The sequence below is a fragment of the Pseudomonas amygdali genome, assembly GCF_002699855.1.
Taxonomy (GTDB): Bacteria; Pseudomonadota; Gammaproteobacteria; order Pseudomonadales; family Pseudomonadaceae; genus Aquipseudomonas; species Aquipseudomonas amygdali.
Window position 1 is genome coordinate 1 of record NZ_LKBW01000299.1, and the last position, 14,404, is coordinate 14,404.

Here is a 14,404-nt window from a genome sequence, read left to right on the forward strand (position 1 = left end):
CCGAGTCTGCCCAGGTGGCATGACTCAAACAAAAGGGTCTCCGAGAAACCCGGGGCGGTTCAGCCTGTGTTGAAAATGTCTTCGACTGAGGGGGTTTCCCTTTCAATCTGACCTGAGCGTTCCAGTTGCCTGATGGTAGGGAGCGGATGTTAGCCATGTTGACGCCTCATGATGTGAATGGGCGTTCTCTCAAGGCCATAGCCTGTATGGGCTAGTGGGTATTGCTCCTCTCCTTGACATGGTGGGGGTCGTTGGTTCGAGTCCAATCGCGCCTACCAGATAAAATCCGCTCTGCTGGGCGGTAAAAAAAGGGTCAACCGAGAGGTTGACCCTTTTTTGTTGCGTCTGTTTCACCCGAAGCAAGTGCCCGCTCTTGTGCCAACGCAAAGCGTTGACACAAGAGGACAAGCAGCTTCAGGGAATCAGTCGGTCACGGCGCAGCTTTTCAAATACTTCGAAAAACGCGTCGTGACTCGCCTGAAAAGCCGTGAAGCCCAGTTTGCGACTTTTCGACATATCCGTAACCACTTCGATCGGGCGACCCAGGTCGGCGTCGGTGTGCCATGGCGAAATCAGGCGATTGATATCGCCTTCCTTGAGTTGATGCTCGCGGACAATATCGGTCCAGGCAGCCTGATCATCGGCCATCTGCGTTTCCAGCGGGGCTGGCTCGCACGGAAAATCGGCTGGCTGCAGGTCGAAGTACTCGGCGATCTGCCCCCACATCCAGCTCCAGCGGAATACGTCGCCATTGGTGATGTTGAACGCCTGATTTGCCGCAGCAGGCGTCGTGGCGGCCCACAGTTGCTGATGGGCGAGCTGACGTGCATCGGTCATGTCGGTCAGACTGTCCCACTGCACGCGTGAGCCCGGAAACACGAAAGGTCGGCCGGTTGCCTTGCAGATCGAGGCATAGACGGCGAGGGTGGTCGCCATGTTCATCGCATTGCCGACCGCGACACCTGTCACGGTGTGCGGGCGATGGACGCTCCAGGTAAAACCGTCTTTCTCGGCGGCAGCGAAGACTTCATCTTCCTGCGCGTAGTAGAAGTTCTCGATATCCAGGCGCGCTTGCGTCTCCCTGAACGGCGTTTGTGGCAGTGTGCCCTTACCGTAGGCTTCGAACGGGCCAAGGTAATGCTTGAGCCCGGTGACCAGCGCAACGTGTTTCACACTGCCAGCGGGCCGTACAGCATCCAGCACATTGCGCACCATCGCAGCATTGACGCGGATGTTCTCTGCTTCAGTGGCCTGACGCGACCATGTGGTGATGAAAACGTGGGTGGGCTTCAAATCAGCCAGGGCCGCACTGACGGACTCCGGGTTCTGCAGGTCTGCAGCCACCGGAATTACGCCGGGCCGCGCTGACGGACTACGGGAGAGGGCGGCAACCTGCCAATCGTTTTCCAGTAACAGCTGTGTGATTGCACTGCCGACAATGCCACTTGCGCCAACAACCAGGGCGGTCTGAGTCATAGGGGATCTCCTGAGACGGGGATGAAGGTAATAAACCGTCTGCTCTCTCAGAACAGCTTCAGGCCTGACCGTTCAACCCGATCTGGCTGATCACCCTTTGGCGTTGCGCCAGATGCTCGAAATGCTCTCAGGCCCGCTGGGCATATGACTTGACGATGGTCTTGGTCGCACTGCTGGCCTTCAAGTCTGCGAGTTTCTTCGGAGCCAGCCATTTGCAAGCGGCAATCTCATTCTGTGGCGAAGGCTCGCTTGAGGTCGGGACCTGCGTAGTGAACACGTAGTGAGTAACCTGATCTTTCTCATAAACCTCGAGATAGAGCAGATCAAGATTTTTCAGGCCTGTTTCCTCGCACAATTCACGCCTGGCGGCCTGAGCAGGCGTTTCACCAGCCTCGATCTTGCCACCAGGCAATGCCCAGCGGGATTTTGGTTTGCGCACGTAGAGGACCTGGCCGTCGCGTTTGCAGATGACTGTCGCTCGTTGTTTCATGATTTGTTAACCTGTTAAAACGTCCGTTGACATGAGTATCTGCAAGGACTTCGTGAACTTGAGACCCAAAGGCAGTCAATGATAGTCACTAAAATGTAATAAATAGTTCATTTTTCTGGCCAGGACAAGCTCATGCCAGCATGAAGCAGGGTGGGCCAGGCGCAAGTGCGGGCTTCAAGCCGTTGCCGACACTTACAGTGAGTATGAGTATCAGTGGGTTATTGTCTGTAGTCAGTTCATGCCTTGCGACGTACGGCATGTCTAGTGCGCGCCGCCATCCATGGCAGCGCCAGGCTCTTCAGGTGCATTCAGCCCGCATCATGCGGCGTTTGAGTCAGCAGGAATTTCCTGCTTGAGGCTGGCCATGTCGATGACGAAACGATATTTCACGTCGCCTTTGAGCATCCGCTCATAAGCCTCGTTGATGTCCTGCATGGCGATCATTTCAATGTCTGAAACGATTCCGTGTTCGGCGCAGAAATCCAGCATTTCCTGGGTTTCCTGAATGCCGCCGATCAACGAGCCTGCCAGACTGCGGCGTTTGAAGATCAAATTGAAGACTGCCGGAGACGGGTGCGGCTCTGCCGGTGCGCCGACCAGCGTCATGGTGCCGTCACGCTTGAGAAGGGACAGAAATGCATCCAGATCATGCGGTGCTGCGACTGTATTTAGGATGAAATCCAGGCTATTGGCCTGGGCTGCCATCTGTGCAGCATCTTTGGATACAACAACTTCGTCGGCACCCAGCCGCAAGCCATCTTCACGCTTGTCGGGCGATGTCGTGAACAGCACCACATGAGCGCCCATGGCGTGCGCGATCTTGACGCCCATGTGGCCGAGCCCTCCGAGCCCGACAATGCCCACTTTTTTGCCCGGGCCGACCTTCCAGTGGCGCAATGGCGAGTACGTGGTGATACCTGCGCACAACAGCGGCGCGACGGCGGCCAGATTGGCGTCGTGAGAGATGCGCAGGACGAACTTCTCCTTGACCACGATCTTGTCGGAGTAGCCGCCGAAGGTGTTCTCGCCGCCAAATACCGGGCCGTTGTAGGTACCTGTGAAGCCGCTCTCGCAATATTGCTCGTCACCCTCTGCGCAGGATGTACATTGCTGGCAACTGTCTACCATGCAGCCGACACCCGCGAGGTCGCCGACCTTGAAATGTTTGACGTCTGCACCGACTGCCGTTACCCGGCCAACGATTTCGTGGCCCGGAACCGAAGAATAGAGTGTGTTGTGCCACTCATTGCGTGCGGTATGCAGGTCCGAGTGACAAACACCGCAGTAGAGAATGTCGATCTGAACGTCTTCGGCACCGGGTGAGCGGCGTTCGAACTGATATGGTTTGAGCACTTCCTGAGCAGACTGCGCTGCGTAACTGTAAGTCTTGACCATGACTGTCACCTGTTCAGTGGGGGAAGAATATGTAACGCCGCGAGCAAGCATAGCCGAGCCCTGCTCATTCACCTTGGCGGTCTCGCGACACACCTGAATCTGACCCGTATGGCAGCCGGGTAGTGCCCCACGTCACATGGATGTTATCTGACAGGCAAAGGGTCTGCCAAATAAGGTATGAACTTTGCAACAATGCAGCAGCACACTTGTTACCTTTGGTCATGATTTTTACGGATGACCGTCGTCGGCTCATGCATCTGGTGTTTCCATGACAGTCTCACATCTGGCCACGGGTATATGCCCAAGCGTAGCGTTCAGTCCAGACACCACGTTGGCTGCCAACCATGACAGATTCGCCAGTCACGCGCCCATCGACGCACTTTTGAGCGCTGCACGGGAACAGATACCGGATATCGCCTGGGCGGCCTACGCTGCAGGCGAGCTGAAATGTCTGCTCGGGCAGGGCGACCCTGCAGTCGTCTGGCCTGCGCACATCGCTGCTGAAGACTTCGACACATACTGTGCTCAATTGCAGCTTCATTGCCGAGTCGCCGGGCAGGGCGAGGGCGTGTTGGGCTGGGTGCTGGCGCCAATGGCTGAAAAAGACCATCCCGCGCTGGTGGATCTCGCTGCCAGACTGGGTTCACTGTTGCAGACCGCTGCGTTGATCCGGGCGCAGAACACCCAGCGGGTTCTCTATGAAATCAGCCTGCTGGCCAGCTCCACGCTGGATCTCGGGGCTTTTCTGCAGGGTATTCATGAGCAGTTGAGTGCGCTGATCGATGCCGAGAACTTCTACGTCGCGCTGTATGACCAGCAAAGCCGCAAGATCACTTATCCGTATTACATCGACCGTTTCGATGACGAAGCGATGGGCCACGAGACGTTCGAATTCATCGACGCCGATCGAATGTCGCTCACCGGGTATGTCTTGAGCACCGGGCAACCCTTGTTTCTGGAAGCTGCCTGTATCGAGCGAGCAAAAGCCGAAGGTCGTTTTTTCTGGGTGGGGCGTCTGCCGGAGTTCTGGATGGGCGCGCCCCTGAAAAACGCCTCGGACGAAGTATTCGGCATGGTTGCGATGCAGGTCTATGACGTGTCCCGCGTCTACAGTGCTCAGGATCGCGCGTTGTTTTCCGTGGTGTCGCGGCATGTGGCGATGGCCCTGGACCGGCTGCTGCGCCGTACCGACCTGGAGCAGATTGTGGCACTGCGCACACAACAGCTTTCGGCAGCCAATGACGCCCTGCGCCAGGAAGTGCGCGACCGTGAACGCGCCGAGCACTTGCAGAGTGCTCTGTTCCAGATTGCCGAGCTTTCCAGCCAGCCGGGCGATATGAATGAGCTGTTTCGCAGCCTGCACATGATTGTCGGCGAGCTGCTGGTAGCACTCAATTTCTACATCGCCCTTTACGACAGCGCTACAGGCGAAGTGACCTTTCCTTACTACATCGACGAATACCAGCACACGCCGCCACGTTCACGGCGTGGGCAGCGTGGCTTTACCGAGTATGTGATAGGCCAGCGGCGACCCTGTCTGATCGATTACGACGATGCCCGCAGGCTGGAAAGCCTCGGCGAAATCGAGGTGCAAAAAAACACTGGTCGTTCTTCTTCCTGGCTGGGCATTCCGTTGTTCGATGGCGAGCAAGTGCGCGGCGTCCTGGTGGTGCAAAGCTATTCGAAGGATGTCAGCTATACCTTGCGTGATCAGGAACTGCTGACCTTTGTCTCTCGCCACATCGACACGGCACTGTCCCGGCGCAGTGCGGCAGAAGCGATCCATACCGCCAATGTGCTCCTGGAAGCCCGGGTTCGCGACCGGACCCGGGAGCTGGACCAGGCCAACGCCAGGTTGCAGCATGAAAACTCCCACGACTCGTTGACCGGGTTGCCCAACCGCAGTCACTTGCAACATCGCCTGAAACAGGCATGGCAAGACTTTTGCCTGAACGGCCAGCAGCTGATTGTCATGTTCATCGATCTGGATCGCTTCAAGATGATCAATGACAGCCTTGGCCACCACTGCGGCGATATCCTTCTGGTGCAGGCCGCCGAGCGGCTGCGCAGTTGCATGCGTGAAGGGGATCTGCTGGCCAGGCTTGGAGGTGACGAATTTGCGGTGCTAAGCATCGATGCACCGTTACAGGCCGGTACGGATATAGCCCAGCGGATCCTGACCGCCTTCGAGCAACCGTTCGTGATTGACGATCACAGTGTCTTTTCTTCTTGCAGCATCGGCGTGGTGGGTGCTGACAGCCGCTTTCATGAGGAGCCGGCAGACCTCTTGCGTGATGCCGACACCGCCATGTACCGGGTCAAGAATGGTGGGCGTGACAGCTTCGCCGTGTTCAATCAGGCTCTGCGTCGGGAGGTGTCGGATCAGGTCGAGCAAGAGGGAGCGTTGCGCACGGCCCTGAAGCGTACTGATCAACTGATCCCCTATTTTTAGCCGGTCATCTGTGTCAGGACCGGAGAGTTACTGGCGTTCGAAGCGTTGATCCGCTGGCGCATGCCGGATGGACGGATCGTCGGGCCGGAAAGCTTTTTGCCCGCGCTGGAGGGTTTGCGCCTGATTGGTCGTCTGGATATCTACATGCTCAAATGCGTGGTGAACATCCTGGCGCAACCCGAGAACGGCCACTGGCCGCCAGTGCATGTGAACTGCTCCAGCTACAGCATCACCCGCCCGGCATTCGCTGCAGAAGTGCTGGCGATGCTTGCTGAACAGAATGTTGCGCCCTGGCGTCTGTGCCTGGAACTTACGGAGGGGGCACTGGTGGCCGACCCCGAGCAGGCACGCCTGTCAATGAAGCAACTGGCCGAGCAGGGCATGTCGGTCATGCTGGACGATTTTGGCGCGGGGTTTTCTTCGCTCAGCTATGTGCATCAGTACCATTTCAGCGGCTTGAAAATCGACAAATCGTTTATCTTCGGACTGGCCTCCAGCATACGCAGCCGGGCCATCGTGCGGGCCATCGTACGCATGGCCGAATCCCTTGATCTGAACGTCGTCGCCGAAGGTGTCGAAGATCTGGAAACACTCGAGTTGCTGCGCGAGATCGGCGCGACCCAGGCGCAGGGTTACTACTTCTCTGAACCTTTGCCGATCGAGCTGTTGAACGTCAATACCGGTCGTGCGGCAGGCTGAAATCAGCCTGTGTCGGTGAATGTTTGCCGCAAACGGCAGAATGTATGGGTTTTTTTGACAGTGCCGATCATGAGTATCTGAATTTAAGTTATAAAAATCAGTAACTTATGGATTTACTGTGCACTTGGCACTGGACTTGCTGTTGAACCTGCGCAACAGGTTCATCAGGAGGTGAAAGATGATTATTGGCACGAGTGCGCTTGAGCAGCTTGTTTCCCGGGCTGTGGTTGGGCGCAAAACCGTAGATGAGGTGTCTCAGGACGCATTCAGCTCGGTTGCCGCCGCTGGCCTGACATCAGGTTCGGCACCGGTTACCATGCCGGTCAGCAATTCAACATCGCAAGACAGCAAGCAGGACAACAGCGGTTACAACGAATCCTTCGCGCGGATGATGATCAATCTCAAGTCTGCCGGTGATTCGTCACTGTCGGAAAAGACGGCTGATCGCGACAACGGTGTCATCGGTTCAGTGGCCAGCGCCACCAGCACCACTGACACTGCATCGACGGGTTCGGTAGAACAGAAGTTCATGGACTCTCTGAAGCAGACGGCCGAAGAGAAAGTGCGCGAGAAGCTGACGGGCGTCACCCAGAAAGACTACGACGCCATGGCACCTCAGGACCAACTGGCCATTGACCAGAAAGTCCAGGACGCGCTCAAGGACAAGCAGAACAACGTTGCGGATGACATCAACACCCGCATCAGAGGTATCAAGGCCGGGATGGTGGCTTGACCAGGCAGTGGGTTCGGTTGCTTGTTCGGCGACTGTAATGGCTCTTTCGTGAGCAAGCTCACTCCCACAAATGGAATGCTTTCCAAATGGGAGTGAATCCTGAAACTTCTCCCGCTTGGAACAGGTTCGGAATGTGGGAGTGAGCTTGCTCACGAAGACTTTATTTCATGCGTTACATGTTGCGGATGTACCGCTGTTTTTGTTTCTCGTCGAAAACTGAATCACCCCAACTGATGCCGATACGGCAGATCCGGTCCGACCTTTGTGCAGGTCAGCGCGGCTGCGCCGACGGCAAAATTCAGCATCTCGTCCAGGGTTTCCCGTGACAGCGTCGACAAGCCTTCTGGCGTATCGAGCTGACGCTCGCTGAGGAAGGTCAGCAGCGCCGCCTGAAAAGTATCCCCGGCCCCGACGGTATCGGCGGTGACCACCGTTTTTGCCGGCACTGACCAAGTACCATGCTGCCGGGTAAAGACGCTGGCACCTTGCGTGCCGCGGGTGACGATGACCAGTTGCGTACGCTTGCCGAGCCAGCCTTCGGCGATTTTTTGTGGATCGCTGTCCGGGTACAACAGGTGCAAATCTTCGTCACTGACCTTGATCAGGTGCGCATGTTCGGCGAACGCTGCGATCTGGCTGCGCCAGCGCTGAATGTCCGGTGCCGGGTTGAGGCGCACGTTGGGGTCCAGTGAAATCAGGCGCGTCGCACTTTCGCGGGCGACCAGCGCCAGCAGTGTGTCGGCAATCGGCTGCACCACCAGCGAAAACGAGCCGACGTGAATGCCGCGTACCTGCGCATCGAGTTCCGACAGATGTTCAAGGCGCAACTGCCGGTCCGCGCAGCCGTCGCCGCGAAAGCTGTAAGTCGGCGAGCCGTCGCTGCCCACGGCGACCATGGCCAGTGTCGTGGGCGCGTCGAACTCAACCAGGTGATCGGTATTGACCGTTTCCTTTTCCAGCACGGCACGCAGACGGCGGCCCAGGTAATCGGTGGACAGCCCGGCAAAGAAGCCTGCCTCCACACCCAGGCGGCGCAGTCCGATCGCAACGTTGAATGGAGAGCCGCCGGCAATCGCATCAAACCCCAATCTGTTCAGGGAACCGCTGTCATCAGCGCGGGTAAAAATATCGAACAGTGCTTCGCCACAAACCAGAAACATAAGAGCTCCATGAAAAAACGGTTCAAAACTTGCGCAGTTGCGCCTGATAACGCTGATAGACCTGCTGATAGGCGGCCACATTATGCACCACGGGGTGCGTCTCACTGTTTTGATCGAGACTTACACAGCGTTCGCACAGTTGCTGCAGGCCCTCAGCCTTGCCGTCGGCATGCGACCAGCACCATGCGGCCTGAATGGCCGCGCCCAGCGCGGCGGCTTCTGCGTGGTCGGTACAGATCACCGGAGTATTCATGATGTCAGCTACGATCTGCCGCCATACCGCACTTTTGGAACCGCCGCCAATCAGGCGGATTTTCTCGCTTTTGATACCACTGTCGCGCAGCAGATCCAATCCGTAGCGAAGGCCGAAGGTGGTGCCTTCGACCACGGCGCGGGACAGGTTGGCCTGGGTCAGATTGGTACTGTCCAGCCCGACGATGCTGCCAGTGGCATCAGGAAGGGCGGGCACGCGTTCACCGTTCAGAAAAGGCAATATCAGCACGCCTTCGGCCCCTATCGGAGCCTCGGCGACGGTCTGGTTGAAACCAGCGATATCCAGAGCGAACAGCTCACGAATTGCCGTAGTCGCATTGGTCAGGTTCATGGTGCAGATCAATGGCAGCCAGCCACCAGAGGATGAGCAGAAGGTAGCGACCGACTCATGCTCGCTGACCCGCGCCTCATCGGCGTAGGCATAGACAGTGCCTGACGAGCCCAGGCTCATGGTGATCAGACCGGGCTGGATATTGCCCGTGCCAATGGCGCCCATCATGTTGTCGCCGCCACCACTGGACACCAGTGCTGCGGGGTTCAGGTCCAGCAGTCGGGCGATTTCAGGATGCAGCACGCCAACCGCTTCGTGTGCTTGCACCAATTGCGGCAGCGCCTTGCCCAGACGGCCGCTCGGGTCGATGTGCGCGAGCAGCGGCAGGTCCCACTCACGGGTGCGCACATTGAAATAACCGGTGCCCGATGCGTCTCCGAATTCAGTGCAGCAGCGGCCGGTCAGCCAATAGTTGAGGTAGTCGTGGGGCAGCAGCACCTTGTCTATACGCTCAAACAGCTGCGGGTACTGTTCCTTGGTCCACAGCAGTTTGGACACGGTATAGCCCGGCGCAATGACCAGGCCAAGGCGTTGCAGGGAACCCTGCGCGCCGCCCAGGTAATCCAGCAAGCGCTGGTTTTCAGGAGCCGATTCGGTGTCGCACCACAGTTTGGCCGGGCGCAGCACCTCACCTTGAGCATCGAGTAGCACCAGACCATGTTGCTGGCCCGATACGCCGATGCCGAGAATCTGCTGCCCCGACACGCCAGATTGTGCCAAGGCATCGCGGGTGGCCTGTTGCAGCGCATTCAGCCATTGCCCTACGTCCTGCTCGCGGCGGCCGTTATGGTCGCTGATCAGGCTATGCGAGGCCGAACCCTCGCCCAGCACAGTACCGCTTTCGGTATCGAGCACCAGCACCTTGGTGCCCTGGGTGCCGCAGTCAATTCCAAGAAACATGGGCGCACCTCAAAGGCGGTTGGCCAGAAGTTTTTCCAGCGTGCCACTGACGCCCAGCGTGCGCAGGTCATTGAGGTTCTGCTCGAACGCTGCGACAAACTCGGCTGATTTCGGAATGGCAACGCCAAATATTTCCTCAACCTGCAACAGCCGCTGGGTAATCAGCGCGTCGTCGGCCACCAGTGCCTGACAGAACTCGGCGCGCGGGTCTGGAATTTTGTAGGTCGTGCCGTTCTCGTCGACACCCTTCAGATACAGCGCCCACGCGGCAACGACCAGCGAGGCGCGTTCGAAATTACCCTGATCGACGATCAGACGATTGATCGTCGGAATAGTGAACTTGGGAAATTTGGACGAACCGTCCGAACAGACCCGTTCCAGCTGATCGGCGATCGCCTGGTTGGAAAAGCGCTTGATCAGTGTGTCTTTATAGCCTTCCAGGTCGATGCCCGGCACCGACGCCAGCTGCGGCGTGACGTCCAGGTCCATGTAAGCGCGGATGTAGCGCACGAACAGCGGGTCATTCATGGTTTCGTGGACAAAACGATAACCCTTGAGGAAGCCTAGATATGTCAGGGCAAGGTGGCTGCCGTTGAGCAGCTTGATCTTCATTTCCTCATAGGGCGTTACATCATCGGTGAACTGCACGCCGACCTTTTCCCAGGCCGGGCGACCGTTGACGAACTTGTCTTCCAGCACCCATTGCACGAACGGTTCGCAGACCACCGGCCAGGCGTCGTCGATGTGCTTTTCGTCTGCCAGCTTCAGCCGGTGAGCAGCGCTGGTCATGGGGGTGATGCGGTCGACCATCGCGTTGGGGAAGCTGACGTTGTCTTTGATCCAGTCATGCAGGTCGGCAGCGCGCAAGGTGGCAAATGCCAGCAGCGCCTTGCGAGTGACTGCGCCATTGTGCGGCAGGTTATCGCAGGACATCAGGGTAAAGGCTGGCGTACCTTCGGCACGGCGGCGCGCCAGTGCAGCGCAGAGGAAGCCGAATACCGTCTTTGGCTGGTCCGGGTTTGCCAGGTCATGCTGGATCTGTGGCAGATGCGCCATGAACTGGCCATTGCTGTCGTCGATGCAATAGCCGCCTTCGGTGATGGTCAGCGAGACGATGCGAATGTCCGGGCTGGCTAGCTTGTCGATCAACGCCTGAGTGCTGTCTTCGGCCAGCAGCATGCCGCTGATCGAGGCAATGACGCGGGTTTCGGTATCTGGCGTGTCGCCCAGTTCGTAGAGCGTGTACAGATAGTCCTGCTGCGCCAGTGCGTCACGTACGGCTTTGTCTTCAGGGCGCAGACCGACGCCGCATATACTCCATTCAAAGCCTTCGCCGCTGTTCATCAGTGCATCGGTGTAAAACGCCTGATGCGCCCGATGGAAGCCGCCAACGCCGATATGGGCAATGCCCTGGCGAGTGCTGTCGACGGTGTAGGCGGGCAGGGCAATGTCGGTGTCCAGTCGGGACAGATTGTTTTTGGTCAGTTTCATGAAGGGCTCTCCGGAACTCAGGCGGCGACAGTCTGCAAGGCTTTGGCAATCACCAGACCTTGATCGTCGAACAGGTGGCATTGGGCACTGTCCAGGTGCAGGTTCAGCGTCTCGCCGTATCGGCTGGCCAGGTCGCCACGAATACGCATGGTCAGCGCCTCGCCCGAGCGGGTGCGCACATGGCAATAGGTGTCGCTGCCGAGGCGTTCGCTGACATCGGCAATCACCTGCAACTGGCAATCTTCGCCTTGGGCAAGATTCAGGTGTTCCGGGCGAATGCCCAGCGTTATCGGCGCTCCGACACTCAGCCCTGCGCCGTTGACCGGCAGACTGATGCGCGTTCCTGCATCCAGCTCGACCTCACAGCCGGCGTTGTCCACTCGATTGATCTTGCCCTTGAGGAAGCCCATTTTCGGCGTGCCGAGAAAGCCTGCGACAAACAGATTGGCCGGGTGGTGATAAAGCTCCAGCGGCGAGCCGACCTGCTCGACCTTGCCGCCGTTGAGCACCACCACCTTGTCGGCCAGGGTCATTGCCTCAACCTGGTCGTGGGTCACATAGATCATCGTGGCCTGCAGCTCTTTGTGCAGGCGCGACAGCTCCAGGCGGGTTTGCACGCGCAACGCGGCGTCGAGGTTGGACAATGGTTCATCGAAGAGAAAAATCTTCGGATTGCGCACGATGGCCCGGCCAATCGCAACACGCTGTCGTTGTCCACCGGACAACTGCTTGGGTTTGCGTTCCAGCAACGGGCCGAGCTCCAGAATACGCGCGGCTTCATCGACCTTCTTCTTGATCTCGGCCTTGTCGCCACCCGCCAGGTCCAGCGCGAATGACAGGTTCTTGCCTACCGTCATGTGCGGGTAAAGCGCGTAGGTCTGGAACACCATCGCCAGATCGCGTTTGGCCGGCGTGACCTGGGTAATGTCGCGGCCATCGAGTTCGATGGTCCCCGAGGTGACCTCCTCAAGCCCGGCGATGAGCCGCAGCAGGGTGGATTTGCCACAGCCCGAAGGCCCGACAAAGACCACGAACTCGCGGTCATTCACGTCCAGATCGATACCCTTGATGATTTGATGACCATCAAAGCCTTTTTGCAGGTTGCGGATGCTCAGGTTAGCCATGTTGGATTCCTTCTTGTTCTTTGAGGCGGGCTATTTGACAGCGCCGAACGACAGGCCGCGAACCAGCTGCTTCTGACTGATCCAGCCGAAAATCAGGATGGGCGCACACGCCAGGGTCGAGACCGCCGACAGCTTGGCCCAGAACAGCCCTTCGGGGCTGGAGTAGGAGGCGATCAGTGCCGTCAACGGTGCCGCTGCGGACGAGGTCAGGTTCAGTGACCAGAACGCTTCGTTCCAGCACAGGATCAGCGATAGCAGTGCTGTAGAGGCCAGCCCGCCCTTGCAGATCGGCATCAGCACGCGAAAGATCTCCTGGCGGGTGCTGGCTCCGTCCAGCCGTGAGGCCTCGAGGATCTCACCGGGAATATCCTTGAAATAGGTGTAGATCATCCAGACCACGATCGGCAGGTTGATCAGCGTATAGATGATGATCAGCGCCAGCCGCGAATCCAGCAGGCCAAAGGTCTTGGCCAGCAGGTAGATCGGCATCAGCACGCCCACTGGCGGCAGCATCTTGGTCGAGAGCATCCACAGCAGGGTGCTTTTGGTGCGTTTGGTTTCGAAGAACGCCATGGAATACGCCGCAGGAATGGCGATCAGCATGGCCAGGGCGGTGGCGCTGAAGGAGATCAGCACCGAGTTCCAGGCAAAGTGGAAGTAATCGCTGCGCTCCTGAATGTGCAGGTAGTTTTCCAGTGTTGGGGTAAAGAACAATTGCGGCGGCGTCGCAAATGCGTCGATCTCGGTCTTGAAGCTGGTCAGCACCATCCAGAAGATCGGGAAGAACACCAGCGCAGCGATCAGCCAGGACAGGCTCCCGAGTAGCAGGCTTTGCAGGCGGCGTGATTGTTTGAGGGTCATCATGGCAAGGTCCTCATGACTTGTCGGTGAGGTTTTTGCCGATCATCCGGATCAGGATGATCGCCGCGATGTTGGCGATTACTACGGCGATCAGTCCGCCCGCCGAGGCCATACCCACGTCGAACTGCAGCAGCGCCTGGATGTAGATCAGGTATGCCAGGTTGGTCGAGGCAAAACCGGGGCCGCCATTGGTGGTGGTGAATATTTCAGCGAACACCGAGAGCAGGAAGATCGTCTCGATCATGACCACCACGGCAATCGGCCGTGCCAGGTGCGGCAGGGTCAGGTGCCAGAAGATCGCGATGGGGCCGGCTCCATCCAGACGCGCCGCCTCTTTCTGTTCCTGATCCAGCGACTGCATGGCGGTCATCAGGATCAGAATCGCGAACGGCAGCCATTGCCAGGACACGATGATGATGATCGACAGCATCGGGTAATGGGCAAACCAGTCGATGGGCTGCGCACCGAAGAACTTCCACACCGCCGCGAGTACGCCGGACACCGGATGGAAAATCAGGTTTTTCCAGATCAGCGCGCTGACCGTGGGCATGATGAAGAAGGGCGAGATCAGCAGAACGCGGACGATGCCGCGGCCGAAAAACTCACTGGCTTCGAGCAGCGCCGAGATCAGCACGCCGAGGATTACACTGATCGCCAGCACGCTGCCGACCAGCAGCAAGGTGTTACCGGCACCGGGCAGAAAGCCGCTGTCGGTGACGAAATACTGGAAGTTCTCCAGCCCGACGAACTCGTTTTCGCCGGGGGAGAGCAGGTTGTAGCGGATCAGCGAGAAATAAATGGTCATGCCCAGCGGCACGATCATCCACACCAGCAGAAGCGCCACTGAAGGACTGACCAGAAACCAGCCCGGCTTGAATCGACGGCTTTTGAGCGGTTGCTGTTCGCCGGACAGGTCCGTGCGTTCAGGGGAGGCTGAGGTATTCATGGAGAGCTCCGAACCGGATTGCACCAGAGTTGTTGCGCAGTTGAGCGGCAGGGCGAAAGCATCGGCTTTCGCC

10 protein-coding genes and 1 pseudogene are annotated in these 14,404 nt (G+C 58.2%); 2 read left to right on the top strand and 9 right to left on the bottom strand.

Translation table 11 applies throughout. The features are described 5' to 3' along the window. Nucleotides 1-414 precede the first annotated feature (414 nt). The 3 genes from AO277_RS23375 to AO277_RS23385 all read right to left on the bottom strand — a co-directional run bounded on the left by AO277_RS23375 (nucleotide 415) and on the right by AO277_RS23385 (nucleotide 3,361). Nucleotides 415-1,476 carry an SDR family oxidoreductase gene (locus AO277_RS23375; RefSeq protein WP_044318298.1) on the bottom strand — a complete coding sequence of 354 codons (1,062 nt, stop codon included), beginning with the start codon at nucleotides 1,474-1,476 and terminating at the stop codon, nucleotides 415-417. 127 nt (nucleotides 1,477-1,603) lie between these two features. Then, the gene (locus AO277_RS23380) at nucleotides 1,604-1,966 is read right to left on the bottom strand and encodes an NUDIX hydrolase (RefSeq protein WP_044318299.1); all 363 of its coding nucleotides are present in this window, start codon (nucleotides 1,964-1,966) and stop codon (nucleotides 1,604-1,606) included. Between the two features lie 318 nt (nucleotides 1,967-2,284). Further along, nucleotides 2,285-3,361 (bottom strand): NAD(P)-dependent alcohol dehydrogenase, encoded by a 1,077-nt coding sequence (locus tag AO277_RS23385; protein ID WP_044318300.1) that lies wholly within the window; start codon nucleotides 3,359-3,361, stop codon nucleotides 2,285-2,287. 268 nt (nucleotides 3,362-3,629) lie between these two features. Here AO277_RS23385 and AO277_RS23395 point away from each other — a divergent pair. Together AO277_RS23395 and AO277_RS23400 are read left to right on the top strand one after the other, a co-directional pair. After that, nucleotides 3,630-6,512 (top strand): annotated as a pseudogene (locus AO277_RS23395) (bifunctional diguanylate cyclase/phosphodiesterase). A 178-nt stretch (nucleotides 6,513-6,690) separates the two neighbouring features. After that, entirely contained in the window at nucleotides 6,691-7,245 is a 555-nt protein-coding gene (locus AO277_RS23400; protein WP_044318301.1) for a hypothetical protein, read from the top strand. Between the two features lie 221 nt (nucleotides 7,246-7,466). Here the strand turns inward: AO277_RS23400 and AO277_RS23405 are convergent, their stop codons facing one another. The 6 genes from AO277_RS23405 to AO277_RS23430 are packed head-to-tail and all read right to left on the bottom strand — an operon-like array spanning nucleotide 7,467 to nucleotide 14,331. Continuing rightward, the gene (locus tag AO277_RS23405) at nucleotides 7,467-8,405 is read right to left on the bottom strand and encodes a carbohydrate kinase family protein (RefSeq protein ID WP_002553629.1); all 939 of its coding nucleotides are present in this window, start codon (nucleotides 8,403-8,405) and stop codon (nucleotides 7,467-7,469) included. Between the two features lie 22 nt (nucleotides 8,406-8,427). Then, nucleotides 8,428-9,909: a xylulokinase gene (gene xylB, locus AO277_RS23410; RefSeq protein ID WP_044318302.1), complete on the bottom strand. Its 1,482-nt coding sequence runs from the start codon at nucleotides 9,907-9,909 to the stop codon at nucleotides 8,428-8,430. A 9-nt stretch (nucleotides 9,910-9,918) separates the two neighbouring features. Next, on the bottom strand, nucleotides 9,919-11,400 hold the full coding sequence (locus AO277_RS23415; protein WP_044318303.1) for a mannitol dehydrogenase family protein: 1,482 nt from the start codon (nucleotides 11,398-11,400) through the stop codon (nucleotides 9,919-9,921). A gap of 17 nt (nucleotides 11,401-11,417) precedes the next feature. After that, complete coding sequence (locus AO277_RS23420) at nucleotides 11,418-12,524, bottom strand: ABC transporter ATP-binding protein (RefSeq protein ID WP_044318304.1); 1,107 nt, start codon at nucleotides 12,522-12,524, stop codon at nucleotides 11,418-11,420. A 30-nt stretch (nucleotides 12,525-12,554) separates the two neighbouring features. Next, on the bottom strand, nucleotides 12,555-13,388 hold the full coding sequence (locus AO277_RS23425; protein WP_002553633.1) for a carbohydrate ABC transporter permease: 834 nt from the start codon (nucleotides 13,386-13,388) through the stop codon (nucleotides 12,555-12,557). Between the two features lie 10 nt (nucleotides 13,389-13,398). Next, entirely contained in the window at nucleotides 13,399-14,331 is a 933-nt protein-coding gene (locus AO277_RS23430; protein ID WP_002553634.1) for a carbohydrate ABC transporter permease, read from the bottom strand. Between the last annotated feature and the right edge of the window lie 73 nt (nucleotides 14,332-14,404).